Source organism: Alistipes sp. i18-0019-D1 (assembly GCF_042852885.1).
In the GTDB taxonomy this organism is placed as follows: domain Bacteria; phylum Bacteroidota; class Bacteroidia; order Bacteroidales; family Rikenellaceae; genus Alistipes.
This window is the reverse complement of the sequence record NZ_AP031424.1, coordinates 3351546-3378278: the sequence shown is the minus strand read 5'-3', so window position 1 is coordinate 3378278 and position 26733 is coordinate 3351546. Positions and strand designations below refer to the sequence as shown.

Annotated in this window: 18 protein-coding genes and 1 tRNA gene; 7 read left to right on the top strand and 12 right to left on the bottom strand. The window is 60.6% G+C overall.

The annotated features are described in order from the left end of the window. Positions 1-72: 72 nt before the first annotated feature. The 5 genes from ACGHP5_RS14085 to ACGHP5_RS14065 form a co-directional block, all read right to left on the bottom strand. Entirely contained in the window at positions 73-1266 is a 1194-nt protein-coding gene (locus tag ACGHP5_RS14085; RefSeq protein WP_337756136.1) for a site-specific integrase, read from the bottom strand. Positions 1267-1437: 171 nt separating this feature from the next. Continuing rightward, entirely contained in the window at positions 1438-2361 is a 924-nt protein-coding gene (locus tag ACGHP5_RS14080) for a transporter (protein WP_390567321.1), read from the bottom strand. Position 2362: 1 nt separating this feature from the next. After that, on the bottom strand, positions 2363-2812 hold the full coding sequence (locus ACGHP5_RS14075) for a GatB/YqeY domain-containing protein (RefSeq protein ID WP_290533903.1): 450 nt from the start codon (positions 2810-2812) through the stop codon (positions 2363-2365). Positions 2813-2842: 30 nt separating this feature from the next. Further along, complete coding sequence (locus ACGHP5_RS14070; protein WP_390567319.1) at positions 2843-5836, bottom strand: xanthan lyase; 2994 nt, start codon at positions 5834-5836, stop codon at positions 2843-2845. After that, positions 5826-7277 (bottom strand): sodium:solute symporter, encoded by a 1452-nt coding sequence (locus ACGHP5_RS14065; RefSeq protein ID WP_337772889.1) that lies wholly within the window; start codon positions 7275-7277, stop codon positions 5826-5828. Before ACGHP5_RS14065 ends, ACGHP5_RS14070 begins: the two co-directional genes overlap by 11 nt. A gap of 173 nt (positions 7278-7450) precedes the next feature. On the opposite strand from ACGHP5_RS14065, the gene mscL reads away from it, so the two are divergent. Then, positions 7451-7939 (top strand): large-conductance mechanosensitive channel protein MscL, encoded by a 489-nt coding sequence (gene mscL / locus ACGHP5_RS14060; RefSeq protein WP_337772886.1) that lies wholly within the window; start codon positions 7451-7453, stop codon positions 7937-7939. Between the two features lie 62 nt (positions 7940-8001). Here mscL and ACGHP5_RS14055 read toward each other — a convergent pair whose 3' ends face one another. Beyond that, complete coding sequence (locus ACGHP5_RS14055; RefSeq protein ID WP_290533907.1) at positions 8002-8679, bottom strand: potassium channel family protein; 678 nt, start codon at positions 8677-8679, stop codon at positions 8002-8004. 133 nt (positions 8680-8812) lie between these two features. Here ACGHP5_RS14055 and ACGHP5_RS14050 point away from each other — a divergent pair. Together ACGHP5_RS14050 and def are read left to right on the top strand one after the other, a co-directional pair. Next, positions 8813-8886 (top strand) — tRNA-Met (locus ACGHP5_RS14050). Positions 8887-8988: 102 nt separating this feature from the next. After that, positions 8989-9597, top strand: a complete 609-nt coding sequence (gene def / locus ACGHP5_RS14045; RefSeq protein WP_290533908.1) for a peptide deformylase — start codon at positions 8989-8991, stop codon at positions 9595-9597. Positions 9598-9808: 211 nt separating this feature from the next. Here def and ACGHP5_RS14040 read toward each other — a convergent pair whose 3' ends face one another. The 3 genes from ACGHP5_RS14040 to ACGHP5_RS14030 form a co-directional block, all read right to left on the bottom strand. Beyond that, positions 9809-11545, bottom strand: coding sequence for a thiamine pyrophosphate-dependent enzyme (locus ACGHP5_RS14040; RefSeq protein ID WP_390567316.1), 1737 nt, complete (start codon positions 11543-11545; stop codon positions 9809-9811). A 134-nt stretch (positions 11546-11679) separates the two neighbouring features. Then, positions 11680-13536: a biotin/lipoyl-containing protein gene (locus tag ACGHP5_RS14035; RefSeq protein WP_290533910.1), complete on the bottom strand. Its 1857-nt coding sequence runs from the start codon at positions 13534-13536 to the stop codon at positions 11680-11682. 159 nt (positions 13537-13695) lie between these two features. Further along, a complete protein-coding gene (locus ACGHP5_RS14030; protein WP_195285146.1) occupies positions 13696-14748 on the bottom strand; it encodes an AI-2E family transporter in 1053 nt (350 codons plus the stop codon). Positions 14749-15115: 367 nt separating this feature from the next. On the opposite strand from ACGHP5_RS14030, the gene ACGHP5_RS14025 reads away from it, so the two are divergent. Then, a complete protein-coding gene (locus tag ACGHP5_RS14025; RefSeq protein WP_390567314.1) occupies positions 15116-18394 on the top strand; it encodes a carboxypeptidase regulatory-like domain-containing protein in 3279 nt (1092 codons plus the stop codon). 71 nt (positions 18395-18465) lie between these two features. On the opposite strand, the gene ACGHP5_RS14020 is transcribed toward ACGHP5_RS14025, so the two are convergent. Beyond that, positions 18466-19053: an HAD family phosphatase gene (locus ACGHP5_RS14020; protein WP_290533912.1), complete on the bottom strand. Its 588-nt coding sequence runs from the start codon at positions 19051-19053 to the stop codon at positions 18466-18468. A 67-nt stretch (positions 19054-19120) separates the two neighbouring features. On the opposite strand from ACGHP5_RS14020, the gene ACGHP5_RS14015 reads away from it, so the two are divergent. Continuing rightward, positions 19121-20167: a DUF2776 family protein gene (locus tag ACGHP5_RS14015; RefSeq protein WP_337658261.1), complete on the top strand. Its 1047-nt coding sequence runs from the start codon at positions 19121-19123 to the stop codon at positions 20165-20167. 134 nt (positions 20168-20301) lie between these two features. On the opposite strand, the gene gpmI is transcribed toward ACGHP5_RS14015, so the two are convergent. Then, positions 20302-21828: a 2,3-bisphosphoglycerate-independent phosphoglycerate mutase gene (gene gpmI, locus ACGHP5_RS14010; RefSeq protein WP_290533914.1), complete on the bottom strand. Its 1527-nt coding sequence runs from the start codon at positions 21826-21828 to the stop codon at positions 20302-20304. Between the two features lie 162 nt (positions 21829-21990). Continuing rightward, a complete protein-coding gene (alaS, locus tag ACGHP5_RS14005; RefSeq protein WP_295904973.1) occupies positions 21991-24612 on the bottom strand; it encodes an alanine--tRNA ligase in 2622 nt (873 codons plus the stop codon). 99 nt (positions 24613-24711) lie between these two features. On the opposite strand from alaS, the gene ACGHP5_RS14000 reads away from it, so the two are divergent. After that, positions 24712-25734 carry a M23 family metallopeptidase gene (locus tag ACGHP5_RS14000; RefSeq protein ID WP_337657907.1) on the top strand — a complete coding sequence of 341 codons (1023 nt, stop codon included), beginning with the start codon at positions 24712-24714 and terminating at the stop codon, positions 25732-25734. A 1-nt stretch (position 25735) separates the two neighbouring features. After that, entirely contained in the window at positions 25736-26686 is a 951-nt protein-coding gene (locus tag ACGHP5_RS13995; protein WP_295904977.1) for a M23 family metallopeptidase, read from the top strand. Positions 26687-26733: the final 47 nt, after the last annotated feature.

Sequence of the window (26733 nt, the reverse complement as noted above, 5' to 3'; positions counted from 1 at the left end):
GTTTATAAAGATAGGAAAAACGGACGAAAAAGAAAAACGTGCGAATTATTGTCCGCACGTTTGGTCTTTACTTTACTCAGTCAGATTCGGAATCAATCCGATGGCCTCCTCTTTTTTCTTGTCCACGATTTTAGCATAAATCTGTGTCGTGGCGATATTCTTATGACCGAGCAATTTGCTAACGGTATATAAATCCGCACCTAAAGTCAGCATCATTGTCGCATGGGTATGACGGGCCACATGAAACGAGATATGTTTGGTTATTCCGGCGACTTTCGCCCAATGTTGCAGCGTGTCGTTCACCGTTCCCTCGTGCGTCAGCGGAAAAATGAAGTCGCTATCTTTCGCGTCACCGCGCTCCGGCAACCATTTCAACGCTTCGTCGGAAATCGGCAGGTAAAGCGGTTCTTTGGTCTTCTGCATCTTGATTTCAATGCGGACACGTTCGCCGCTGTGTTGCAAATCGCTCCATTTCAATTTCCGAATATCACTGACCCGCAACCCGCACAAGCAACTGAACAGAAAAGCCCGTTTAATGATCTCGTGACGGCAATCGGTATTTATCAATATTTTCAACTCCTCGATTGTCAAATATTCTCGCCTGCTCGGTTCTTGTCTCACTTTAGATGCAAAATCGAACTCCTTTGTAGGATTGACGGTTATAATACCCTCTTTGTAGGCTCGATTGATGGCCGTCCGCAGCGTACCGTAATAGGACACGACCGAATTATTGCTCAACCGACCTCCGGCTTTCAATACGCCGTATTTGCTGGCTTTCGGCATCTGCCGCAGGTAGTCGGTAAACTCCGAAAGAAATTCCTTATCGACGTCCCGAAAAGCGATGTAATCGCCACGAAACAGTTTCAACGCACGGACGGTATTGAGCACCGTGCGGGCATAGTTCGTACTCCCCTGCCCGGCGGACTGCTTTCCGATACCCTCCAAATAGTCGAGCAAGTTCGCTTTGGACTTGTTCGTATTTTGGAATCCATGTGCATCGTTCTGCACCTCGACGATCCGCTTGCTCTGAATCGCTTTGGCAAGGGCGAGCGTCGCCTCGTTCTTCGCCTTATCCTCCCTCGTCCGTTCGGGGATAAGGTATAGTTTCAGAAACTCGTACTTCCGTTTGCCGCCGACATAATTCTCCTTGCGGATTACGTCACCCGTATAGTAATCCAAATAGATGGATTGGTTTCCGTTGGACAGTTGCTTGAACCGGATTCGCACCGGCTCCTTCAATTTGACCGTCTGTTTCTGCTTCGCCATACCGCTCCTGTTTATTACTTCAACGGCAAATATAGCGAATTTGTTTTGTTAGCACCGTATTTTGAGTAACAAAATAGTAACAAATATCGGGCAATTATCGGCTTTGATGGGGAAATTACAAAAACAATAGAAAAATCTTCAATCAAATATAAATAGCTGTATTTTAGTGGTTTATGTTTGATTTTTCGCCGTTTTTCTATCCTTTTTATAAATCTGATAACTGTTCACGAAGTTCTGCCACACGATGTACGCCGTGGGGGCGATCGAGGAGATCGGGTCGAGGAACGACTGGGCCATCCACACCGCGAGGACCGTGTTTTTCTGCCCGAGGGACTGGCCGCCCGCAGGAGCGTCGCCGTAACGGCGGCCCAGCATGCGCCCCACCTTGAACTGCCCGAGGCAGATCGCCAGCGCGGCGAAGGCCAGCCACAGTTCCGTCGAGAGCGAAGCGTCGTGCAGGTCGAGGATGAAGGCCGTCGTGCGTCCGATGATGACCAGCAGCGACGCCAGCCACATATAGAACGAAATCTGGCTGTGGTCGCCGACCCATTTCGCCGCCTTGGGGATGACCAGCCGGCAGAACTGCGCCGCGGCGAACGGCATCACCAGCAGCGGCGCGATGCGGGCCAGGATCTGTGCGAAGGTGCACGCCCCCGTTCCCGTGAAGGTCAGAATCACGGGCGCCAGCAGCGCGACGGCCATGTTACAAAGCAGGCTGTACGTAGCCATCGTGGCGACGTTGGCCCCCAGCATACCCCCGATGACCACCGCGGCCATCGCCACGGGGGCCAGCACGCAGACCATCGCTCCCTGCGCCAGGATGACGTTCAGCGGCCGCAGCAGCAGAAAAACCCCGATGCAGACCACCGTCTGAAACAGCAGCAGCCACACGTGAAGCATCGAAGGCTTCATCTGGCTGGGCTTCACGCGGCAGAAGGTGACGAACAGCATCAGGAAAATCAGCGTCGGGGTGATCATCTGCCCCGAAAGCTCCTCCAGCGCCGAGATCGGACGGCACAGCAGCGCCCCGACAACCATGGCCATCGGCATGGCGACGGTCTTCACATTGCGGTGCAGATGTTCCAGCAGGTGCATTTTAAGCCAGCAGCTCCTTGACCTTGGCCGAAATATCCTTGCCGTCGGCGCGGCCCGCGAGCCTCTTCGAAGCCACGCCCATCACCTTGCCCATCTCCTTCATCGACGTGGCGCCGACCTCGGCGATCAGGGCCTTCACCTCGGCGGTCAGCTCCTCCGGGGTGAGCTGCTTGGGCAGGAACTCCTGGAAAACGGCCACCTGGGCCAGCTCCTCCGACGCCAGGTCCGCACGGTTTTGCTCGGAGAAGATCGCCGCCGAGTCGGTCCCCTGCTTGGCGAGCTTCGAGATGATCTTCAGCACGTCGGCATCGGGCAGTTCGGCGATCTCCGGACCTGCGGTCTTGGCCTCGATGATGTATTTCTTCGCATTGCGCAGCGCGCTCAGGCGCACCGTGTCCTTGGCCTTCATGGCCTCCATGATTCCTTTCGAAATCTGCTGTTCCAACGACATAACTCTAAATGATTTAATCGGTTATACAATTTATTTATCATTCCGCTTCAGGAGGAATCGCAGCACGTCGCGCATCAGCCGGTCGCGCTGCACGCTGTCGGGGAGCGACTCGAAGGGGAAACCCATGACGAAAGTCCGTCCTCCGGCGTCGCAGGCCACGCCCGCCGTGCGGCCGTTGTCGTCGTAGCGCATCACGGCGAAAGCGCCCGCACCTGCGGGTTTCAGCGCATCGGCCTGCTCGACGATGTAACGGTCGCGGCGGTATTCGGTGTTGAAGCGGTATTCGCCGCGTGAAAACGACGTGTTCGAAGTCATGACCCGCACCCGTCCGCGTTCCGAAGGATGTCCCCCGTCGGAGTCGATGCGGAGCACCTCCCGGGCGAACGCGCGCCCCTCCTCCGGGGCCCCTTCGGCCCAAAGGTCGGCCGCCACGTAGCTTCCCGACACAAAGAGCGTTCCGCCGCCGGCCAGGTAACGCCGCAGGGCGCTCTGCAACTCCGGCGGGAAGGTCCGGAAAGCCGGTTCGCACACCCCGCGGCCCAGCGGCGTGGTGCGCTGCTTGCCCAGGATCAGGTCGACGGCCGGATAGGCTTCGAGCGACACCTCGCCCCGCTCCACGGCCCGGGCCGACGCCGAGCAGAACGAGTAGCCCGCCGCCGCGACGGAACGTCCGTGCAGGGCCGGATAGTCGAACGTATTGCCGCCGATCACGTCGGTCTCCCAGTCGCACGCGCAGGCCCCGAGGGCGACGCTGTCGACGTTGCAGCGGGCCTGCGCGAGGTCGAAGACGCGCTGCGCTCCGATAAAGGCGATGTCCTGCCGGTCCGCAACGCCCCCATCGAGGTCCATGCGGAATCCGGCCAGCGAATCGCTCCGTTCGCTCTGCGGGGCACTCACACGGTCGAACCCGTTGACGATCAGCACGCAGCCCTTTTCGTCGGGCACGCGGCAGGCCGCAAGCGTCTCGCTCGGGAAGCTCTCGCCGCCCTCGTTGACGGCCGTGACCCGGTAGGCGTACATGCGTCCCGGCTCCTGCCGGACGGTCAGGCGGGGTTTGTCGACATAGCGGCCGTTGTCGAAACCGCCGTCGTCCACGCGCGTGTAGACCACATAGCCCGTCGGCGCGGCGGTCGCTTCGAGCGGGTCCATCACCGGACTCCACGAGAGCGCGACCTCGCCGTCACCGGCGAATTCCGCGGCAAACGCCTCGACCGGCAGCGGCTGCACTACATAAGGTAAACCGTATTGCGAGCTGATATAGCGCAGGATACCCTTGTAAACCGCGCGGCTCACGAGGAACTTGAACCGCGGGTCGTGCCCCAGGCGCATGTCGGCGAAATTCTGGTGCGACAAGAGCTCGAGCAGCATCGTCGGGACGCCCGGCACGCGCGCTTCGTAATAGGCGCGGTTCCACATCCCGCGGCGGCTCCAGTCGGGTTCGCAGGTGCGGCGGATGTCTTCGACGATCTGTGTCTGCACGAGGTCCGTCAGGTCGCGCGAACGGTAGCGGTCGGCCCCGCCCTGGAATTTGCCCTTGTTCTCGCGGGTGAAGAAGATGCCCAGCGTGCCGATGATGCCGTCGCCGTCGCGCACCCCGGCGTCGGAGTGGAACGCCAGCGCCATGTCGACCGGAATGCGCAGTCCCGCGGAGTCGGGCAGGCGTTCCGAACCGCCCATCAGGGCATTGACCCAATGGGCGCGCGACATGTAGTCGTCCTTGTAGTCGTCGGTATGGTTCTTCGGCGTGTAGACCTCTTCCGGAAATCCCGCCCACTGGAGCCAGTAGCGCGCACCCTCGCAGAAACGCGGGTAACCGCTGGTCTCCGCGGTATACTCCATGTCGGGCAGACGCAGCGAGTCGCAGGGCGTGCGGGCCACGTTGCCGTAGCCGCCGCCGATCTTCACCGCGTCGGCCGAAACGATGCGCCCGTCCTTCCGCGAACGGTTCGTGAGGGTCACGACCTCCTGCCGTCCGGCGGCGAACGGAAAGCGCCCGAGGTAAATCCACGTCCCGCCGCCCATCGTCTGATTGACAGCCAGCGAGGTCTCGCCGCCGAGGTGGCGGACCGTATAATGCGCGTCGTCGGCGCTTTCGGGCGTCGATTCGTAGCTCACGTAGACGGCGTATTCGCCCCGCTCGGGGATGTCGGCACGCCACACGGCACGGCTCGTGGCCCCGCCGGTCACGGTGCGCGCACGGCGCGTCGTGCCGTCGCGGAAGGGATTTTCGCCCGTAAGGTAAACCTGCCGGAGGTGCGCGAAGCCCGTGCCGCCGCTCTCCCACGCCCCCTCCTCCGCATACTGCCCGGCATTGTCGTTATCGGCCAGCACTTCGTGCTTCTGCACGTCGCGTTCGCGAGGCAGCAGCACGCACGCCCCGGCGTTTTCGAGCATCGGAACCAGGTAGGGCAAAACGTAGCTTTGCGTATAGAGGTCCTCGCAGGTCTGCCAGAGCGCCGAACGCTGCCATTTCCAGCGGTTCTCCGTCTGGTCGAAATAGCGTCCGTGGCTCTGCCACAGGGCGATATGGCGTCCCGAAAGTCCCCGCGCGGGAGTCTCGGGAGCTGAAAGGCGCGTCACGAGCGGCCGCCCGGAGCGGTTGGTGAAGAGGACGATCCTCTTTTTGTCGACGAGTTTGCGCACCTGCGCGGCGTTGCGGCAGGCCAGCGGGATCAGTTCGGAGACCTCGCGGTTGTCGGTATAGAGTTCGATGGAGGCCTTGCGGAACTCATGCGGCAGCAGGGCGCGCACCGAGTCGCGCATGGCCCGCAGGTTGTCCTCGCGGAAGGGATAGTTGGCCAGCCCCGCCGTGGCATAGATCCGCACCCGGCCGCGCGAGGCCTTGACGGCCTGGACGCGCACGGTGATCGGTTCCGGCTTCTGGTAACCGCCCGACACCTCGCGCGAAACGATGCGCGAGAGGGTCCGGCCGATCTCCTGCCGCGTCGCGGAACCGATTTCCGCGGCGGAGACTTCACTTAAAGCAAAGAGTGAGATTAGAAGGTATAAAATTCTATTTTTCATGGTGTTTTGCAAGCAATAACATGCCGACCATCGTAAAGGCGGCATTGTAAATCAACAGTTCGAAACCAATCTGATAGCCCCAGGTCTTCAACGCCCACCACTGCACCAGCGCACTCAACGCCGGAGCCGCGAGGGCCACCAGCGGCATCCAGCGGTCGCGGACCTTCAGGCGCGTGAACATCCCGAAGGCGAACATGCCCAGAATCGGGCCGTAGGTATAGCTGGCGACCTTGTAGACCAGATTGATGACGCTGTCGTCGGCCCAATACTCGAAGGCCAGGATCACCCCGGCCATCAAAAGCGCCATCGCCACGTGGACCCCGCGGCGGATGCGCGTGAGGCGTGCGTCGCCATAACGTTTCGTGCCTTCGAGAATATCCACCGTGAAGGAGGTCGTGAGGGCCGTAAGGGCCGACCCGGCAGCTGAATAAGTACTTGAAATAAGACCTACAACAAACAGAATGCCAACGACAAGCGGCAGTCCTCCTTCGACGGCTACCAGCGAAAAGACCTGGTCGCTCTTGGCGGGTGCGGCCATACCGCTGCGCTCCATATACAAATAGAGCAGCACGCCCAGCACGAGGAACAGGAAGATGACGAAAATCTGGCTCACGGCCGTCAGCACGATGTTCTTCTGCGAGTCGCGCGGCGTGGCGCAGCTCAGGTTGCGCTGCATCATGTCCTGGTCGAGTCCGGTCATGGCCACCAGCAGGACGATGCCCGCGGCGAACATCTTCCAGAAATAGCGGTCAGAAGCGGGATCGTCGAAGAAGAAAATGCGCGACATGGGCGAAGCGGAGACCTCGCGGACCGTGTCGGCGAACGAGAGGCCGAGTCCCCGCACGATGAAGACGATCGACAGCGCGAGGCTCGCCACGAGGCAGAAAGTCTTGAGTGTATCGGTCCAGATCAGCGATTTGACGCCGCCCTGCCGGGTGTAGAGCCAGACGAAAAACATCGTGACGAGGGCGTTGGCCCAGAACGGGAAGCCGTAGTGCGAAAAGACCAGCAGCTGCATCACGGCGCAGACCACATAGACGCGCAGCGCGGCGCCCAGCATCTTCGAAATGAAGAAAAACCACGCCCCGGTGCGGTGGGAGCTTACGCCGAAGCGGTCGTCGAGATACTCGTAGAGCGAGACCACACGCAGGCGGTAGAACGTGGGAATGAGGACGAAAGCCACAACCAGCTGCCCCACCGTGAAACCCGCGACCATCTGCATGTAGGAAAACGAGTCGGCGGCCACGGAGCCGGGAACCGAAATGAAAGTCACGCCCGACATCGCGGCGCCGATCATGGCGAAAGCCGCCATGTACCACGGGGTGCGGCGGTTGCCGGTGAAGAAGCCGGCGTTGTCGGCGCGGCGGCCCGAAGCCCATGCGATGGCGAACAGGACGGCTATGTAGCCCAGGACGGTGGCGGTGACGGCGGCAGGAGTCATGACGTGTATTTGGGTTCGGATTACAAAGGTATAAAAAAAGACGGACACGAAGGCCGGTCGGCACGGATTTTATAAACCCGAAAACAGGATGCGGAAGATCGTACGTTTTATTGGATTTCCGGAAAAAACAGCTATTTTTGCTACTACTTAAAAACATCAAACCCTTAAACGATATGGCATTTTTCAAAGAATTCAAGGAGTTCGCCCTCAAAGGCAACGTAATGGACATGGCTGTCGGTGTGATCATCGGCGGCGCATTCGGTAAAATCGTATCGTCGCTCGTGAACGACATCCTGATGCCGCCCATCGGCGCGCTGATCGGAAACACCGACTTCTCGCAGCTGCGGCTCGACATCTCGAAGGTCCGCGACGTGACGTCGAACGCCATGCACTCCGTGGGCGACATGGTGATCGGAGGAGCCGACCCCGCGCAGGCTGCCGCCGCCGCGGAGCCGATCTACTGGAACTACGGCGCATTCATCCAGCAGTGCGTGGATTTCACGATCCTGGCGCTCTGCGTGTTCCTGATGGTCAAGCTGATGAACCGGCTGATGAAGAAAAAGGAAGAGGCGCCGGCCCCCGCTCCCGAACCGCCCGCACCGACGAAGGAGGAGCTGTTGCTCACCGAAATCCGCGACCTGCTGAAAGAACAGAAGAAATAAGCGGGGAGGGAAATCCCGAAACGAAAAAGTCCGGCCTTATCGGCCGGACTTTTTGCAGAAGGCTACTCCTCCTTTTTATGGGTATATTCCTGCAGGACGTAGGTCGTGAAGATCGGGAAGAACATCATGCCCAGCGACGGAAGCAGCACGCAGAAGACCTTGCCGACGGCCGTGACGGGGAAAATCTCCGCACCGACGGTCGTGACGTTCATCCACGCCCACCAGAGCGCATTGCCGAAACCGTGGAGCTTGGGATTGACGAGTACCTCGTAGTCGTAGAACACCAGCCCGGAGATATAGGTGAAGACGACGACGGTGAAGATATAGGCGAAAAAGAGCCTCCGCATCTTGTTTTCGGAGACCAGCCACCGCACGATGATCACCATGGCCAGGAAGGCCCGAAGCAGCGGAATAAGGCCCACAAGCACACCCCAGTCGTGGGTCATGCGGACGCCGCTCCACGCCAGAATGTTCAGGTAGGGAACCGAAAGCAGCAGGAACAGCAGGTTACGCCAGAAAAAACGGCCAGGACGCTCGGCAGCGGCCCAGCGGACGAAGAAATCGCACAGGAAAACGAGGCAGACGATGAACTGGATCGCAAGGTAGGTGCGGGACATGTTGACATGGTCGCCGGCAATGATCTCCCAGGAGATAGCCACGAGGAGCACCAGTCCGGCAATGAGTTTGACGACGCCGAGCGTATCACGGATTCCGGCACGCGCAGATTGAGTAAGAGACATAGATTACGGTTTTTTCCGTAGTACGTTCAAAATCAATGCCACAACCCGAAACCGCAAATTTTACAGCGTTTTTTTGCCGAAAGATTTTGCACGATTGAAAATTTCTATTACCTTTGCACTCGCTTTCAGCAATGGCGGGTTAGCTCAGCTGGTTAGAGCGCATGATTCATAATCATGAGGTCCCGAGTTCAAGTCTCGGACCCGCTACGGAAGGAAACGGAGGTCTAAATGATCTCCGTTTTTTTCGTTATCCGGGAAAACCGGGCGAATATCCGGAAAACAGGTATATTTGCAGGAACAGCGACCATCATGGAAAAGAAAACGATACTGGCGGCCTGCGCGGCCGCGACACTGGCGCTCACCGGGTGTTCCGGAGGGTTCAGCGCCGCAGAGAAGGGGATCATTCACGCCGGGGAGGGCGAAATCATGCGCGTACTGACCGTCGGAGACCCGGCCGACTCGCTCGTCCTGCGTCAAAAGGCCGCTCCGGTGACCGGGCGGATGCTCCGGACGGACGACTATGCCGTCCTGCGCCGCAGGATGCTCGCAACGGTGCAGGACCCGCAGAACACGGGCGTCGGCATCGCCGCTCCGCAGGTGGGGATTCTCCGGCGGATGATCGCCGTGCAGCGTTTCGACAAGCCCGGCGAACCGTTCGAATTCTACCTGAACCCGGAGATCGTCGAATCGTCGGCCGAAACCGCCCCGGGACGGGAGGGATGTCTCTCGGTTCCGGGACTCGCGGGCACGGTGGTGCGGGCGCAGCGGATCGTATTGCGCTACCGCGACGAGCTGTTCGCCGAAAAGACGGAGACGATCGACGGATTCACGGCCGTAATCTTCCAGCACGAGACAGACCATCTCGACGGGATTCTCTATACCGACCGGACGGACGAAGCCCCCACGCCGGAAGAGTAGCCTCCCCTGCCGGGAAACGGCGGAGCACACCGGACTGCAAAGCCTCCGGAAGACGGGAGCACCGAAGCGCGCAGGCACACACACGGGGCAGGGTTTTCCGGACGGAGAACGGGTAAAGCCTTCGGAGAACGGGAACACCGGAGCGCGCAGAGACACACGGGGCAGGCCCCTTCCGTCCGGAGAACCGGCAGAAGGGCGAATCCCGCAACGGTCAGACCAGTTCGCGGAGGTGCTTCAGATTGCTCTTGGCGGTAGCGACGACCTCGTCGGCTCGGCCCGAGAGAATCAGTTTGGTCATGGCCAGCGCAAAGCCCTTCATCTGCGCAAACTCGACCTTCGGGGGCATCGCCAGCGCATTGGGGTCGGTCCGGACGTTCACCAGAACGGGACCCGGGGTATCGAAGGCCTCGGTCAGCACCGCCTCTACGCTGTCGGGCGCATCCGCCGTGAATCCACGGATGCCCATGGCCCGGGCAATGGCCTCGAAATCGGGATTGCACATGTCGGTCTGCCAGTCGGGAAGTCCAGCGACCTCCATTTCCAGTTTCACCATCCCCAGCGAACGGTTGTCGAAGACGACGATCTTCACCGGGAGCTTATACTCCACGATCGTCGCCAGGTCGCCCAGCAGCATCGAGAGTCCCCCGTCGCCGCACAGTGCCACGACCTCCTGTCCGGGCCGCGCGAAAGCCGCGCCGATGGCCATGGGAAGGGCATTGGCCATCGAGCCGTGGTTGAACGAGCCGAGCATCCGGCGGCGGCCCGTGGCGCGCAGGTAACGCGCTCCCCACACACAGCACATACCCGTGTCGACGGTGAAGATCGCACTGTCGGAAGCCAGCGAGTCGATCAGCGTCGCTACGTATTCGGGGGCGATATTGCCCGTACTCCCCCGCTTCGAGGCCACGGCCGCCATGTCGTCGCACAAGGCGCGGTAGATTTTCAGCTGACGGTCGAGGAACGTCCGGTCGGAACGTTCGCGCAGCATCGGAAGCAGGGCCTGCAGAGTGTCCTTCACATCCCCGGCAAGCCCCAGTTCGACCCGGGCGCGGCGGCCGATGCGCTCGGGTCGGATGTCCACCTGCGCGATGCGGCACTCCGAGGGCAGAAAACAGTCGTAGGGGAAATCCGTGCCCAGCAACAGCAGCAGGTCCGATTCGTGCATGGCTCCGTAGGCCGAAGGAAGGCCCAGCAGGCCCGTCATGCCGATCTCATACGGATTGTCGTACTGCACCTCCATCTTCGCCTTGAAAGTATATGCCACGGGAGCCTTGAGCATCGCGGCGAGCCGCACGACCTCGTCGTGGGCTTCGCGGGCGCCGATGCCGCAGAAGACCGTGATGCGTTCGGCCGAACCGATCATTTCGGCCAGCTGCCGCAGCTCGCCGTCGAGCGGACGGTAAATGCCATGCGACGGCAGCGGTCCCGAGGCTCCGGGGCTTTCGGCGCAGGGGCTGGCCGCCACGTCGCCCGGAAGTCCCACTACGGCCACCTCGCGCTTGTGGACGGCGTGCTGCAATGCGGCAGGCAGCATCCGCGCGAACTGCGCGGGAGTGACGGCCATCTGGTTGTAACCGCTGCAATCGTCGAAAAGACGGATCGGATCGGTCTCCTGGAAATAGCCCGTGCCGAACTGATCCGACGGGCAGGTCGAAGCGATGGCCAGCACGGAGCAGTTGCTCCGGTGGGCGTCGTAGAGTCCGTTGATCAGGTGGACGTGCCCCGGACCGCTGCTGCCCGCGCAACAGGCAATGCCGTTGAGTTCGGCTTCGGCCGCAGCCGCGAAAGCCCCGCTCTCCTCGTGGCGCATGTGGACCCACCGGACGGTTCCGGCGCGACGCACGGCGTCGTTGACTTCGTTCAGGCTGTCGCCCGTCACGGCGTAGATGCGGCGGATACCCGCCCGGCAAATGGTTTCGACCAGCTGGTCGGCTACTTTCTTTCCCATAATATCGGTATTTTCAACTGTTTGCATCGTCCCGTAAGCGTCCAAGATCAATACCAAAGTCGCCGAAAAAAAGTTCCGTCCGCAACGCATTCGGGCGCTGCGGACGGAATGGTGTCCGGAAAGAGTGTATCGCGTTACCCGATCTCCATCAGAACGGCGTCGGTAGCCACGGTCTGCCCCTGACGGACCAGAATCTGCTTGACCGTACCGGTGAAATCGCTCGTGATGGCGTTCTCCATCTTCATCGCTTCGAGAACGGCGACCTCCTGTCCGGCCTTCACCGCGTCGCCGACCTTTACCTTGAGTTCGATGACGCGGCCCGGCAGCGGAGCCGTCACGACGTTGCCCGTGATCACGGCCTGCGGCTCCCCGGCGGGCTTCTCCTCGGCCTTGGCAACAGGTTCGGCGGGCTTCGAAGCCTCGTAGGCCTTCACCTTCATATTGGTAAGGAAAGTCTTGGCGACCAGCGGGAACAGCTCCAGCAGCAGCACCTCCTTCTCATTGGCGGCGAGTTTCACTCCGCCGGCTTCGGGCAGCTCGGGGTTGGGCTGCATCTGGTATTTCGAGGTGTCGTAGGGAGTCTCCTCGCGCACGCCGCAGATCTTGAAACGGAACTCGGGGTCGATCTTCACCGGCGTCTTGCCGTACTCGCCCTTCACGAGCCCCACGAACTGCGACGACTTGTTGGTGTACATCGGACGTCCGGCCTTCTCGTCGAGGGCGCAGTTGACGGCCTGGGCACCCACGATCTGCGAAGTGGGAGTCACCAGCGGCGGCAGACCCGCAGCCAGGCGCACCGACGGAATCAGCTCCATGGCGCGGGGCAGGATCTCCTCGGCCTTGAGCTGCTTGAGCTGGGCGACCATGTTCGAATACATGCCGCCGGGAATCTCGGCCTTCTGCACCAGTTCGTTCGGGGCCGGGAAGCCGAAATAGGCCTCGATCTTACGGCAGGCGTCGATCGTGCCATTCTCGTCGTCGCGCTGCGCCGCGGCGATCGCCCGGTCGAACAGGGCGTCGATCTCGGCGGGAAGCGTGTCGGTCACCGGGTTGAACGCCTTCGGCTCGGGTTTCTCGACGCCGAAGACCGACTGGTTCAGCTCCTTGCGGATGTCGCGCAGCCGGGTGTTGATCTTGGCCACAGCCTCCATGTTCACGCCCGTTTCGATGCCCAGCTTCTTGCAGAAGACGTGGATCAGCTCGATGGCCGGGGCGCCCGTGCCTTCGGCGAAGTACCAGCAGTTGGTGTCCACGATGTCGGCCCCGGCGATGATGGCCGAAAGCACCGAAGCCAGTCCGTAGCCCGGCGTGCAGTGGGTATGGAAATCGACGGGAATCGAAAGGTTCTTCTTCAGCAGGCGCACCAGCGTGGCGACGCGGCGCGGCGGAATCAGACCCGACATGTCCTTGATGGTGATCATGTCGGCACCCAGCTCCGCCATCTGCCGGGCCTTGTCGAGGAAATAGGCGTCGGTGAAGACCGGCTTGGGATTCGACTTGCCCGTCAGCTTGGCCCAGAAACCCGGCTCGGGGTATTTCGGGTCCACGGTATAGCAAACCGCACAGTCGGCGATGCCGCCGTACTGCTTGACGTATTTGACGGTCGATTTCACGTTGTCGACGTCGTTCAGGGCGTCGAAGATCCGCATGATGCCCAAACCGCTCCGGATCGAATTGCGGCAGAAACCGTCGATGATTTCGTCCGTATAGGGCGAGTAGCCGAACAGGTTGCGGCCGCGCGAAAGGGCCGTGAGTTTCGAGACATCGCCCACTGCCTTGTAGATGGTTTCGAGGCGCGTCCACGGATTCTCGCCGAGATAACGCATCACCGAGTCGGGAACGGCGCCGCCCCACACCTCCATCGCATAGAAATTGGCATCTTTGTAGAACGGCAGGCAGCGGTCGATCTGCTCCTGGTTCATACGCGTTGCAAACGACGACTGCTGGCCGTCACGCAACGTAAGGTCTCTGATTTTGAGATTTCTCGCCATTTTGTAATATCAATTTAAGGGTTCTTTGGCACGAATCTATTGTTATTCCAATAACAAAGGTAATAAACCCTCACGAATATGCAACTTTTTTCCGGGGAATTTTCAGGAAAAACACCTCATCTGCTTTCTTTCCGTAAAAAAAGGCGAAAAACAGAACAATCATCCGCCCGACCTGCCGCCGGGCACGAACAGTTCCCGGTCGGGAAGCCCGTCGAGGTACTTGCGCTTGAAGATATTGACGCAGAAAACGAACATCGCCAGCATCAGCGGCCCGAAGATGACGCCCATGAACCCGAACAGCGACAGGCCGATGAAGACCCCGAAGATCGTGACGAGCGGATGCACGTCGGCCATCTTCTTCTGCATGACCATCCGCACGAGGTTGTCCACCTGCGTGACGACCAGCGTGCCGTACATCGCCAGCCCGACACCCTGTCCCCAGTTGCCGTCGAGGCTCATGTAGGCCGCCAGCGGAAGCCACACGAGGGCCGTGCCGACGATGGGCAGGATCGTGGCGAAGCAGGTCAGCACGCCCCAGAAAAGCGGCGCGGGAACCCCGAAGGCCAGGTAGCCGATGTAGGCCACCACGCCCTGCGAGACGGCCAAAAGCGGAATGACGATGGCGTTCGAGCGGACGATCATGTGAATTTCACGCATCACGCTGCGTGCCACGCGGCGGTCGAACGGCAGGATTTCACGGCAGTAGGTCTCCATGCGCAGGCCCCCGATCAGCATGAAATAGAGCACGAAGAGCAGCACGACGAGGTTGACCGAGAAGTTCACGATGCCGCCCACGAGCCACTGCCCCGCCTTGGGAAGGTAGCCCAGCACCGATTGCAGGTTGCTCTCGGACCAGAGGTCGTAGCCGGTTTTCTGCTGGATAAGGTCGGCGACGTGGCGGACCGGCGTGACGACCGACTGCGGGTCGAGGGCCACACCCTGGATCTTGTCGACGACCATCCAGACGATCAGGCTGATCGGAATGAGGAAGAAGAAGATCGCCTCGCCGAGCAGCAGCGACGCCGCAAGGCTCCGCCGCCACCGCCGCCGTTCGCTCAGGAACCACATCTGACGCCGCAGCAGCACGTAGATCGTCACGGCCCCCAGCAAACCGCCCAAAAAAGGAGTCAGCTCGACGAAGATCGTGAGACCCAGTCCCGCAATAAGCACGAAAAGCGAATAACGCCAGTATTTTTCACGCACCGAAAGCATACTCCCGGCCCCGCGCAAGGAACGTGCCGCAGGCTTCCGGACCGGACCGCCAAAATGTTGAAACATTGTCGACTAAAAAATAGCAGTATTCTGTTGCGGCGCACAAATATTTGATATATATTTGCGACATGGAAAGAATGGCCGAAATCGTCCATAAGGACACCCCGAAAATGAATACCCGTCATTGGCGAAAGCCGCTTTCAGAACACACATACGACTGACGAGGGATATTCCTGCAGAAGGAATGTCCCTCGCGGCTTTTTTCAAAACGCCCGAATCCGGAAACCAAAACGTCGCAAAAACGAAAACACGCGATCCATTCACAACGAAAAACCCAAAAATCCCTTATTCACAAAAACCAATGTTTATGAAGAAACTTTTCCTTCTCATGCTCTCGATTTTCGCATGCTGCGCAGCCGATGCGCAGGTGACGACTTCGGGAATGAACGGTACGGTGACCGACATCGACGGGCAGCCGCTCGTCGGCGCTACGGTAATCGCCGTGCACACCCCCTCGGGCACGCAGTACGGCGCCATCACCAACAAGAACGGCGACTACAACCTGCAGGGACTGCGCACGGGAGGCCCTTACACGGTGACCTTCTCGTTCGTAGGCTGCCAGTCCGTCGAATTCCCGGGGCTGATGCTGTCGCTGGGCCAGACCCTCAAGCGCGACGCCGTCCTCAAGGACAGCCAGCAGCTCGAAGCCGTGGTCATCACGGCCGACGGCAAGAACAGCTCGATGAACGTCAACCGAGCAGGAGCTGTCACCAGCATCTCCAACGAGCAGATCGAACTGATGCCCTCGGTCAACCGCAGCATGAACGACATCATGCGCCTCACGCCCCAGGCCTCCTCGACCACCTCGGGACTCGCAATCGGCGGCGGCAACTACCGCCAGTCGTACGTGACGGTCGACGGCGCGGCATTCAACAACATGTTCGGCATCGGCGGCAACCTGCCCGCAGGAGGCTCGCCCATTTCGCTCGACGCACTGGAGCAGGTATCGGTGTCGGTAACCCCCTTCGACGTACGTCAGAGCGGCTTCACGGGAGGTGCGATCAACGCCGTCACCAAGTCGGGAACCAACGACCTGAAAGTCTCGGCATACCTCTACTCCAAGAGCGACCAGCTCCAGGGCGACAAGTACGACGGCGGCAAACTGTCGCTGAGCGAGATGCGGAACAACACCCTCGGATTCAGCATCGGCGCCCCGATCATCAAGAACAAGCTCTTCGTGTTCGCCAACTTCGAGCGCGAGTGGAACACCACGCCGGGCAACTCCCGGCTGGCCCGCACGAGCGAAAGCCAGGATTTCGGCAGGGACCTGCAGTACAACCGCCCGACCACCGCGAAACTCGACGAAATGAGCCGGTTCCTGATCGACAGCTACGGCTACAATCCCGGCGCCTACCAGAACTATTCGGTGAAGACCCCCGGCTACAAGCTCATGGCACGCGTGGACTGGAACATCAACCGCAACCACGCGCTGAACGTGCGGTTCAGCAGGACGCAGAACAAGTATTCGTCGGCCCCGTCGTCGTCGATCTCGCCGCTCAATGCCAAATATGCATACGATAAAGACAACTACGGCCGCACCTCGATCTACGCCATGTATTTCGGAAATTCGCGCTACTATCAGGAGCAGAACTTCACGTCGGTGGCCGCCGAACTCAACTCCCGCTTCATGGACAGCCGCCTGACCAACACGCTGCGCTACACCTATTCGCACCAGTACGAGCCGCGCAGCTACGACGGCGGCATCTTCCCGACGGTGGACATCCTGGAGGCCACCGAGAGCGGCACGAGCGCCCTGTACGCCTCGTTCGGACTCGACCCCTTCACCGAAGGAAACCTGCGCGAAGTGTCGACGCACATCGTAACCGACGAAATCGGCTACACGCTGGGCAAACACCGGCTGGTGGCCGGCCTGCAGTTCGAGCACAACCTGACCACGAACGGTTACCTGCAGGGCGGCGCCGGATACTACGTCTACGAGAGTTGGGACGACTTCAAGAACGACAAGGCCCCGCTGGCGTTCCGCATCGCACACGGCAACAACGACGCATTGTCGCAGGCGTTCCCCCAGTTCTCCCACATGCAGTATTCGGTCTATTTCCAGGACGAGATCAACGTGAGCGAGCGTTTCAAGGCGACGGTCGGACTGCGTTTCGAAGTTCCGGTCTATCCGTCGATCTCGGGCAACGAAAACAAGGATTTTACGGAGATTTTCGCGGAACACGGCGGCTACAAGACCTCGGACATGCCCAAGGCGCGTCTGTCGGTGGCTCCCCGCGTAGGCTTCAACTGGGACATGACCGGCGAGCGCAAGTATATCCTCCGCGGAGGTACGGGCGTATTCAACGGCCGCCTGCCCTTCGTATGGCTCGTATCGGTGGCCGGAAACAGCAACACCATCCAGAACGGACTGACGCTTTACAGAGACGACAAAGAGCGGACAAAACCCATGCCGTCGTTCCACACCAATGTCAAAGACATGCTGGAAGACGTATACAAGGGAACCTACGAAGGACATGACCTGGCGGCCAACACGCAGCCGACCATTCTGGACAAGAACCTCAAAATGCCTTCGACGTGGAAAAGCTCGCTGGCCCTGGACCTGAAACTTCCGGGCGACGTCAACCTCAATATCGAAGGTATCTACAACAAGGACTTCAACTCGGTGACCGTCACCAAGCTCGGCATGGTCGAGAGAGAGGGCGGCATCCAGCTCCCGGGCGAACCCGGCACACGCACCTACTGGGATAGCCAAAATATCAAGAATAAAGACGGCGAGACCGTCAATCCCTATCTGATCAACAATACCGACGATCTGGACGGTTACTACGCCTCGATCTCGGCACAGGTGTCGAAAACCTGGGGATTCGGCCTCTCGGTGATGGCGGCCTACACCTATTCGAGCGCCAAGAACGTGATCGACGGCATCGGCGACCAGGTGACCTCGGCATTCAGCACCAACACGTTCAACAAGAACGGTTCGAACGTGCCCGAACTGGGTTACGCATCCTACGTGTCGCCCCACCGCATCCTGCTCAACGTCGGCTACCGCCTCGCGCACAAGAGGGGCGCGTCGAACTTCGGTCTCTACTACGAGGCGTTCCGTCAGGGATATATCGGTTCGTACTCCTATTCGCGCTACTCCTACACGATGTACGTGCAGAGCGGCAAGTACCAGAATCCCGTGACGAACGACCGCGGCGCCGTGAACCTGATCTACATCCCGACCCGCGAGGAACTCGACGGCATGCCGTTCACGTCGGACGAAAACAGGGAGGAGTACTGGAAATTCATCCAGAACGACGACTATCTCTCGAAGCACACCGGCGAATACTCGAAGCGCGGCGGCGCCGTGATGCCTTGGCAGCACATGCTGAACTTCCGCTTTTCGCAGGACTTCTACATCAACGTCAAAGGCAAGCGCAACACGATTTCGCTGGGTCTGGACGTCAACAACATCGCCAACATGCTCAACCGCGACTGGGGCAACGTGAAACAGATCAGCACGACCAATATTCTGAAATACGAGAACGACGCCTACACGTTCGACAAACCCACTTGGTCGAAGTATGCCAGCACGATTTCGACCTGGTCGGCGATGTTCAGCATCCGCTACACCTTCAACTGATCCTCCGGAATCAGTCCCAAAAGAGAGGAGGCCGGTATGTACCGGCCTCCTCTCTTATTATAAGGTCCTATTCACAGCAGCCGTTCCCGCAGGGCGTCGCATGCGGCATCGGGATCGCGGTGGTCGAAGAGGAAGCCGCGGATGCCCAGGGCGGCAGCCGCCTCGATGTTCATTTCCCGGTCGTCGATGAAAAGCGTCTCGGACGGCGTGAGGCCGTAGCGTTCGAGCAGGATTTCGTAGATGCGCGGCTCGGGCTTCACGGTGCGCTCCTCGCAGGAGACCACCTCGCCGTCGAAAAGCCCGTAGACGGGGAAGCGGCGCAGGAAGTCGATGAACTCGCGCGACATGTTCGAAAGCACGTAGAGTTTGTACCCCGCGGCTTTCAGGTCGCCGACGAGCCGTTCGGTCGGCCTGACGGGTTCCTGCAGGTCGACGGCCAGCCGGAGGACGGCGGCACAGGTTTCGCAGGAGCGGCCGGTCATCTCGCTGATGGCGGCGGTCACTTCGGCGAGCGTCGACGTGCCGCGGTCGTACTCCTCCCAGAAGAGCGGCATGCGCGGAGCGCGGAGGAAACTGAAAAATTCGAGCAGTTCGGGGGTGCACTTGCTTTTATCACGGGCGAAAAGGACCCCGCCAAGGTCAAAAACGATGTTTTTCATGGTTACAAATATAATAAAAATTCCGTTGGTGCGGGATTTGCAGGGTGTCCGGGAAACATTCAAACCTATGAATCACGGTATAAGCATCCTTTTCCGCGCCATTCCGCTCGCAATGGCCGCCTTCTGCTTCGCTTACGGAGCCTACGTCTTCTCCGCCGGGACCGACGCGGCGCGCCTGACGGCCGGACCCGTCGTCTTCTACCTCGGGTCCATCTGCATCGCGCTCTACTGCACCGCCGCAACGATCATCCGCCAGATCATCGGAACCTACACGGCCGCCGCGAAGTACCTCTTCCCGGCGATCGGCTACGCGTTCGCCGTGCTGACGCTCATCAGCGGCGCATTCATCATCTCCTCGCACTGGCCCGGGGCGCTGGTCACCGGGCACGTCGTCTGCGGACTGGGACTGATCACGGCCTGCGTAGCCACGGCGGCGACCTCGTCGACACGTTTCAGCCTGATTCCCAAGAACTCCGCCGACGACACCTTTTCGATCAACACGGCGGGATTCACCCGTGCGCAGTCGTCGCTGCTGATCTTCATCGTCGCCGCCGTAGCCGCCGTAGCGTGGATCTGGTGCATCCTGCTCTACACATGCGGAACACTCCCGGCGCACATCGTCGCGGGCAGCGTGATGTTCGGCATCGCCTGCGTCTGCACGTCGCTCATCGCGCTGGTAGCCAGCATCGCCCGGCAGGCCCGCGGCAGCTACACGATGGCCGAGAAACGCAAATGGATGAGTCTCGTGCTGACGATGGGCGCACTGGCCTTCGTGCTGGGGCTGGTCCTGATCTTCGTATTCTGGGGCGAAACGATCAATTTCGTGGGATTCGTGCTGATCGGACTGGCGCTGATCTGCTGGAGCATTTCGAGCAAGGTGATCCTGCTGGCGAAAATCTGGCACGCCGACTTCCCGCTGGCCAACCGCATTCCGATCATCCCCGTACTGACGGCGCTGGCATGTCTGTTCCTCGCGGCATTCCTCTACGAAGAGGCGTTCTTCCACGCCAAATTCTTCGTCCCGGCGCGTGTGCTGTCGGGATTCGGCGCCATCTGCTTCACGCTCTACTCCATCGTCTCGATCCTCGAAAGCGGAGCCGGCAAGAAAGCGTAAGACGCAAAAACTTCGTTCGATGTCAGAGGCGCAGGTTTGTGCTTAAACGAAGCGGGGCACGGATGGGTAGTATAGAAATACGTCCCATTCGTGCCCTGCAAGTGTAAGCGCAAAGATGCCTATATAATCGAAAATTACAAATCTACCAATGCCTCGCCGGTCATCTCGGCAGGCTGCTCCAGCCCCATCAGTTTCAGCACCGTGGGAGCCACGTCGGCCAGAATGCCGTCGTGCACGGCCTTTACGCGGTCGGAAACCACCACGATGGGCACGGGATTGAGCGAGTGCGCCGTGTTGGGCGTGCCGTCGGCATTGACGGCGTTGTCGGCGTTGCCGTGGTCGGCGATCATCACCACCTCGTAGCCGTTGGCCCTGGCGGCCTCGACGACCTCGGAAACACACTTGTCGACAGCCTTCACGGCCTTCACGATGGCGTCGTAGACCCCCGTGTGGCCCACCATGTCGCCGTTGGCGAAGTTCAGGCAGATGAAGTCGAATTTCTTCTCGCCCAGCGCAGCGACCAGTTTTTCAGCCACCTCCGGGGCCGACATCTCGGGCTGGAGGTCGTAGGTCGCCACCTTGGGCGAAGCGACGAGGATGCGCTCCTCGCCGTCGAATTTCTCCTCGCGGCCGCCGTTCAGGAAGAACGTCACGTGGGCGTATTTCTCCGTCTCGGCGATGCGCAGCTGCCGGAGGCCCTGCTTCGAAACCCACTCGCCGATGGTGTCGGGCACGTTCTCCTTGTCGAAAAGGATGTGCAGGCCCGTGAACTTGGCGTCATAGGGAGTCATGCAGCAGTAGTAGAGCGGCATGGTGTGCATCCCCTCGGCGGGCATATCCTCCTGCGTCAGCACGACGGTAAGTTCCTTGGCGCGGTCGTTACGGTAGTTGAAGAAGATCACCAGGTCGTTCGGACGGATCAGGCCGACGGGCTGTCCGTTCCCGTCGACGCGCACGACGGGCTTGATGAACTCGTCCGTAACGCCCTCGTCGTAGGATTTCTGGACGGCTTCGACCATGTCCGACGCCTTCTCGCCGATGCCGTTCACCAGCGCGTCGTAAGCGATTTTCACCCGCTCCCAGCGTTTGTCGCGGTCCATGGCGTAATAACGGCCGATGACCGTGGCCACCCGGCCCGTCGATGCGGCCATGTGCTTTTCGAGATCGGCGACGAAGCCCTTGCCGCTGCGCGGGTCGGTGTCGCGGCCGTCCATGAAGCAGTGCACGAACGTATTTTCGATCTTATATTCGGCGGCGATGTCGCAGAGTTTGAAGAGATGCTCCAGCGACGAGTGCACGCCGCCGTCCGACACGAGGCCCATGAAATGCACGTTCACACCGTTCTCCGCGGCATATTCGAACGCGGCTTTCACCTCCGGGTTCTGCATGATCGAGTTGTCGCGGCAGGCGCGGTTGATCTTCACGAGGTCCTGGTACACGACGCGGCCGGCGCCGATATTGAGGTGGCCCACCTCCGAGTTGCCCATCTGTCCGTCGGGCAGACCGACGTTCTCGCCGTCGGTGCGCAGTTCGGCATGAGGGTATTTCGCGGTCATGGCCGAAATGTATTCGGGATGCACGGTCGAAATAACGTCCGCCTTGTCGTGACGGCCGTTTCCCCAGCCGTCGAGGATCATGAGAAGAACTTTTTGTGTGCTCATATATGCTTCATTTTTAATTATTAATTCATTTTCCGTACCTTTTGGTGGCAAAAGGTACCCAAAACCATCCGCATGTCGTTCTCCGTGGGATCGTCCTCCGGCCCTCAAACGCCCTTTTTCCGCTCCGAACGAGAATGCGGAACCCAATGCCGCCTGCGGCGGCTATTTCAACTGTGCCCCGATCAGCTCCACGGCCTTGTCGATGGCGGCCTGCAACCCCTCGGGGTTCTTGCCGCCGGCCGTCGCGAAGAAGGCCTGTCCGCCTCCGCCGCCCTGCATCAGCTTCGCGGCCTGGCGCACGACGGCTCCGGCATTCACGCCGTGGGCCGTGATCTCGTCGCCCAGCATCACCGTCAGCGTCGGCTTCCCGTCCCAGACGGAACCCACGACGAAGACCAGCTTCGGCAAACGCTGACGCAGGTTGTAGGCCAGGTCCTTCACGAAGTCGGGACGGCGGTCGGTCTGCGTGGCGAAAACCTGCATCCCGTGACGCTCGGGCGTCGAAGCGGCGATCTTGTCGGCCCACTGGGCCACCTGCTCGCGGCGCATCGACTCGACCTCCTTCGAGAGGGTCTCGTTGCTTTCGAGCATCTTCTTCACGGCCTGCACGACCTGCGGGTTATTGAGATATTCGGCGATGTTGCGCATCGTGTCCTCGGCGGCGTAGAGGACCTTCTCAGCCTGCTCGCCCGTGACGGCCTCGATGCGGCGCACACCGGCAGAGATGGCGCTCTCCGAGAGAATCTTGAAGAGACCGATATTGCCCGTGGCGCTGGTGTGCGTACCGCCGCACAGCTCGACCGACGACCCGAAACGGACCATGCGGACCTTATCGCCGTATTTCTCGCCGAAGAGCATCATCGCACCGCACTTCTCGGCCTCTTCCTTCGTAGCCTCGCGGTTCTCCACGAGCGGGTAGTTGGCGCGCACGGCGCGGTTGACGAGCCGTTCCACCTCGCGCAGCTCCTCGGGCGTCACCTTTTGGAAATGCGAGAAGTCGAAACGCAGGATTTCGGGCGTCACCAGCGAGCCTTTCTGCTCGACGTGCGTGCCGAGCACCTTGCGCAGCGCCTCGTGCATGAGGTGCGTGGCGGTGTGGTTATTGGCCGCGGCCTGCCGCTTTTCGGGGTCCACCTTGGCCGTAAATTCGGCCTCGGGGTTCTCCGGAAGCTGGTTCACGATATGGATGATCAGGCCGTTCTCCTTCTCGGTGGCCACGACCGGGATGCGCTCGTTGGCGCTCTCGACCGAGCCGATGTCACCGATCTGGCCGCCCGAGTTGCCGTAGAACGGCGTGCGGTCGAAAACCAGCTGGTACGACGTCCTGCCCTTCGACGTGACGCGGCGGTAGCGCGCGATGCGGACCTTCTCGGTCAGCGTGTCGTAGCCCGTGAAGACGCTCTCGCGGATCGGAAACAGCTCCACCCAGTCGTCGGTGTCGACGGCCGCGGCGTTGCGCGAACGCTCCTTCTGGGCCTGCAACTCCTTTTCGAAGGCGGCGAGGTCCACGCCGACACCCTGCTCGCGGGCGATCAGTTCCGTGAGGTCGATCGGGAAGCCGAACGTATCGTAGAGTTCGAAGGCGTCCTTACCCGAAATGAGCTCCTTGCCTTCGCCTTTGGTTCTGGAGATCACGCCGTCCAGCAGGCTGATGCCCGTGGCCAGCGTACGCAGGAACGAGGCCTCCTCCTCCTCGATAACCTTCCCGATAAGTCCCTGCTGGGCCTTCAGCTCGGGGAACTGGCCGCCCATCTGCTCCACCAGCCCGGGGACCAGGCGGCAGAGCGCCGGCTCGGTGAAACCGAGGTAGGTGTAGCCGTAGCGCACGGCGCGGCGCAGGATGCGGCGGATGACGTAGCCCGCCTTGACGTTCGACGGCAGCTGGCCGTCGGCAATCGAGAAGGCGATGGCGCGCAGGTGGTCGGCGATCACGCGCATGGCCACGTCGGCCTTCTCGTCCTCGCCGTATTTTTTGCCCGACATCTCCGCGATGCGGCCGATCGTGGGCTGGAAAACGTCGGTGTCGTAATTCGATTTCTTGCCTTGCAGGATCATGCAGAGGCGCTCGAAACCCATGCCCGTGTCGACGTTGCGCGCGGGGAGTTCCTCCAGCGAGCCGTTGGCCTTGCGGTTGAACTGCATGAAGACGAGGTTCCAGATCTCGATCACCTGCGGATGGCTCGCGTTGACCATCTCGCGGCCCGGCTTCAAGGCGATCTCCGCCTCGTCGCGCAGGTCGAAGTGGATTTCCGAGCAGGGTCCGCAGGGTCCCGTCTCGCCCATCTCCCAGAAGTTGTCGTGCTTGTTGCCGCGGATGATATGGTCCGCAGGCAGGTACCGGAGCCAGTAGTCGTAGGCTTCCTGATCGAACGGCACGCCGTCCTCCTCCGAGCCTTCGAACACCGTGGCGTACATCCGCTCGGCGGGCAGTCCGTAGACATCGTGGAGCAGTTCCCAGGCCCACTCGATCGCCTCCTTCTTGAAGTAGTCGCCGTAGGACCAGTTGCCCAGCATCTCGAACATCGTATGGTGGTAGGTGTCGTGGCCGACCTCCTCCAGGTCGTTGTGCTTACCCGACACACGCAGGCACTTCTGCGTATCGGCCGCACGCGGATACTTGCGGGGCGCGTTGCCCAGGAAGATGTCCTTGAACTGGTTCATGCCCGCGTTGGTGAACATCAGCGTGGGGTCGCCCTTGACGACCATCGGGGCCGAAGGCACGATAACATGCCCTTTCGACTCGAAGAAGTCGAGAAAGGCCTGACGGATTTTATTCGATTCCATTGTATATTGATTTATCCTATTTTTCCGTTATTCGATTCGGGTTGCAAAATTACACATTTTAAACTAAATTTGCATCCTATTAAAGGAGATTTTTCCGCGATGGGTGAAAAAGGACACAGATTCGGAACCGAAACGCTTCGGGCCGGCGCCGGAGAGCTGACGCACGAGGCGCAGGTCCTCACGCACGGCGTGGTGACGGCTCCGTTCCGGCTCCGCACCTACCGCCTGATCCGCAAGATCCTGATCGGATTCATCCTCGTGTCGATCGCCAACGTCCTCTTCTCCTACTTCTTCTACACGCCCAAGATGTACCGCATCCTGCGCGACAACCGCGAGACGGTGATCAAATACCGCATCCTCCAGGACCGCATCCGCACGGCCCAGCAGCGTGTCGACGAAATACGCCACCGCGACAACTACGTCTACCGCTCGCTCTTCTCGACCGACACGCTCTCGATCCCGGGCGTGTGGCAGCCCTACCCCGATTCGAAATACGCCCCGCTCGCCGACGACGACTACGCCCCGCTGATGGTCGGGACGTGGCGGCAGCTGGACGCGCTGGCCCGGACGATCTACCTCGAATCGGTGTCTTTCGACGAATTGCAGCAGTTCTCGAAGAACAAGGAGCAGCTCTCGGCGGCCGTCCCGGCCATCTGGCCCATCGACCGCTCGGCGCTGCACAACAACCACATCGGCGCCTTCAGCGCGCGCCGCATGCACCCCGTACTGGGCTACATCCGCCCCCACACGGGCATCGACTTCGGCTGCGACCGCGGCACCCCGGTCTACGCCACGGGCGACGCCGTGGTCGAAATAGCCTCGACCAACGGCTTCAACGGCGGCTACGGCAAGCAGGTGCTGCTCAACCACGAATTCGGTTACAAGACGCGCTACGCCCACCTGAACGAAGTGCTCGTGAAGCCCGGCGAGCGCGTCACGCGCGGCCAGGTCATCGCCCGGACGGGCAACACGGGGCGTTCGACGGGGCCCCACCTCCACTACGAGGTGATCCACAAGGGCGTGCCCGTCAACCCGATCAACTATTTCAACCGCAACATGACCCCCGAGGAGTACGAACGCCTGATGGAGAACATGCGCGAGACCAACTTCGAAAAGCTCTGACATGGCAGGTAAAAAGGATTTAGAGCGTCTGCGCAGGCGCAGGCGGCGCAAGCAGCGGATCATCCGCGCCACGGTCCACCTTTTCGTGTGGCTGGGGATGGCGGTGCTCTACTACGTGGGCTTCTCGGTCTTCTTCGACACGCCGTTCGAGTACCAGATGAAGCACTCGACCGACCGCCTGCGCCGCGAATACGAGGCGCTGTCCGCCCGGTACGACTCGCTCTCGACCGTCCTGGGCAACCTCTCGGAGCGCGACCGCAACGTTTTCCGCATCCTTTTCGAATCGGAGCCGTACGACTTCGACTCGGAGCACGAACAGCGGCAGAGTTCGACCTACGAGAAGATCGTGGGCCGCTCGACGCGCCAGCTCAAACGCGAACTGCGCGAAAGGGTGAGCGAGATGGAACGACAGCTCGAAACGCTCAACGCCTCGTACCTCGACCTGCAGGCGCGCATCGACACGGCAGGCCGCAGGTGCGACAACATCCCCTCGATCCAGCCCGTGATCAACAAGCAGCTGACGCTGCTCACGGCCTCCTACGGCATGCGCATCCACCCCTTCTACAAGACGCTGCAATCGCATCAGGGCGTGGATTACACCATCCCCGAGGGTTCGCGCGTCTTCGCCACGGCCGACGGCGTGGTGCGCGACGCGGCACAGCGCAACTCGACGCAGGGACAGACCGTGGTGATCGACCACGGCAACGGCTACGAAACCTCGTACAGCCACCTCTCGAAGATCAACGTCCGCAAGGGCCAGACCGTACGGCGGGGCGACATCATCGCCCTCTCGGGCGACACGGGCCTTTCGCTGGCCCCCCACCTCCACTACGAAGTGCGGCTCGACGGCATGCGCGTCGACCCGATCCACTACTTCTTCATGGAGCTGACCCCCACCGAGTACCAACGCCTGATGCGCATCGCCCAGACCGGCATGCAGTCGTTCGACTAACCCGCCCGGAAGCCGGGTTTCAGAACGGCCCGGCCGGCACGAAAACG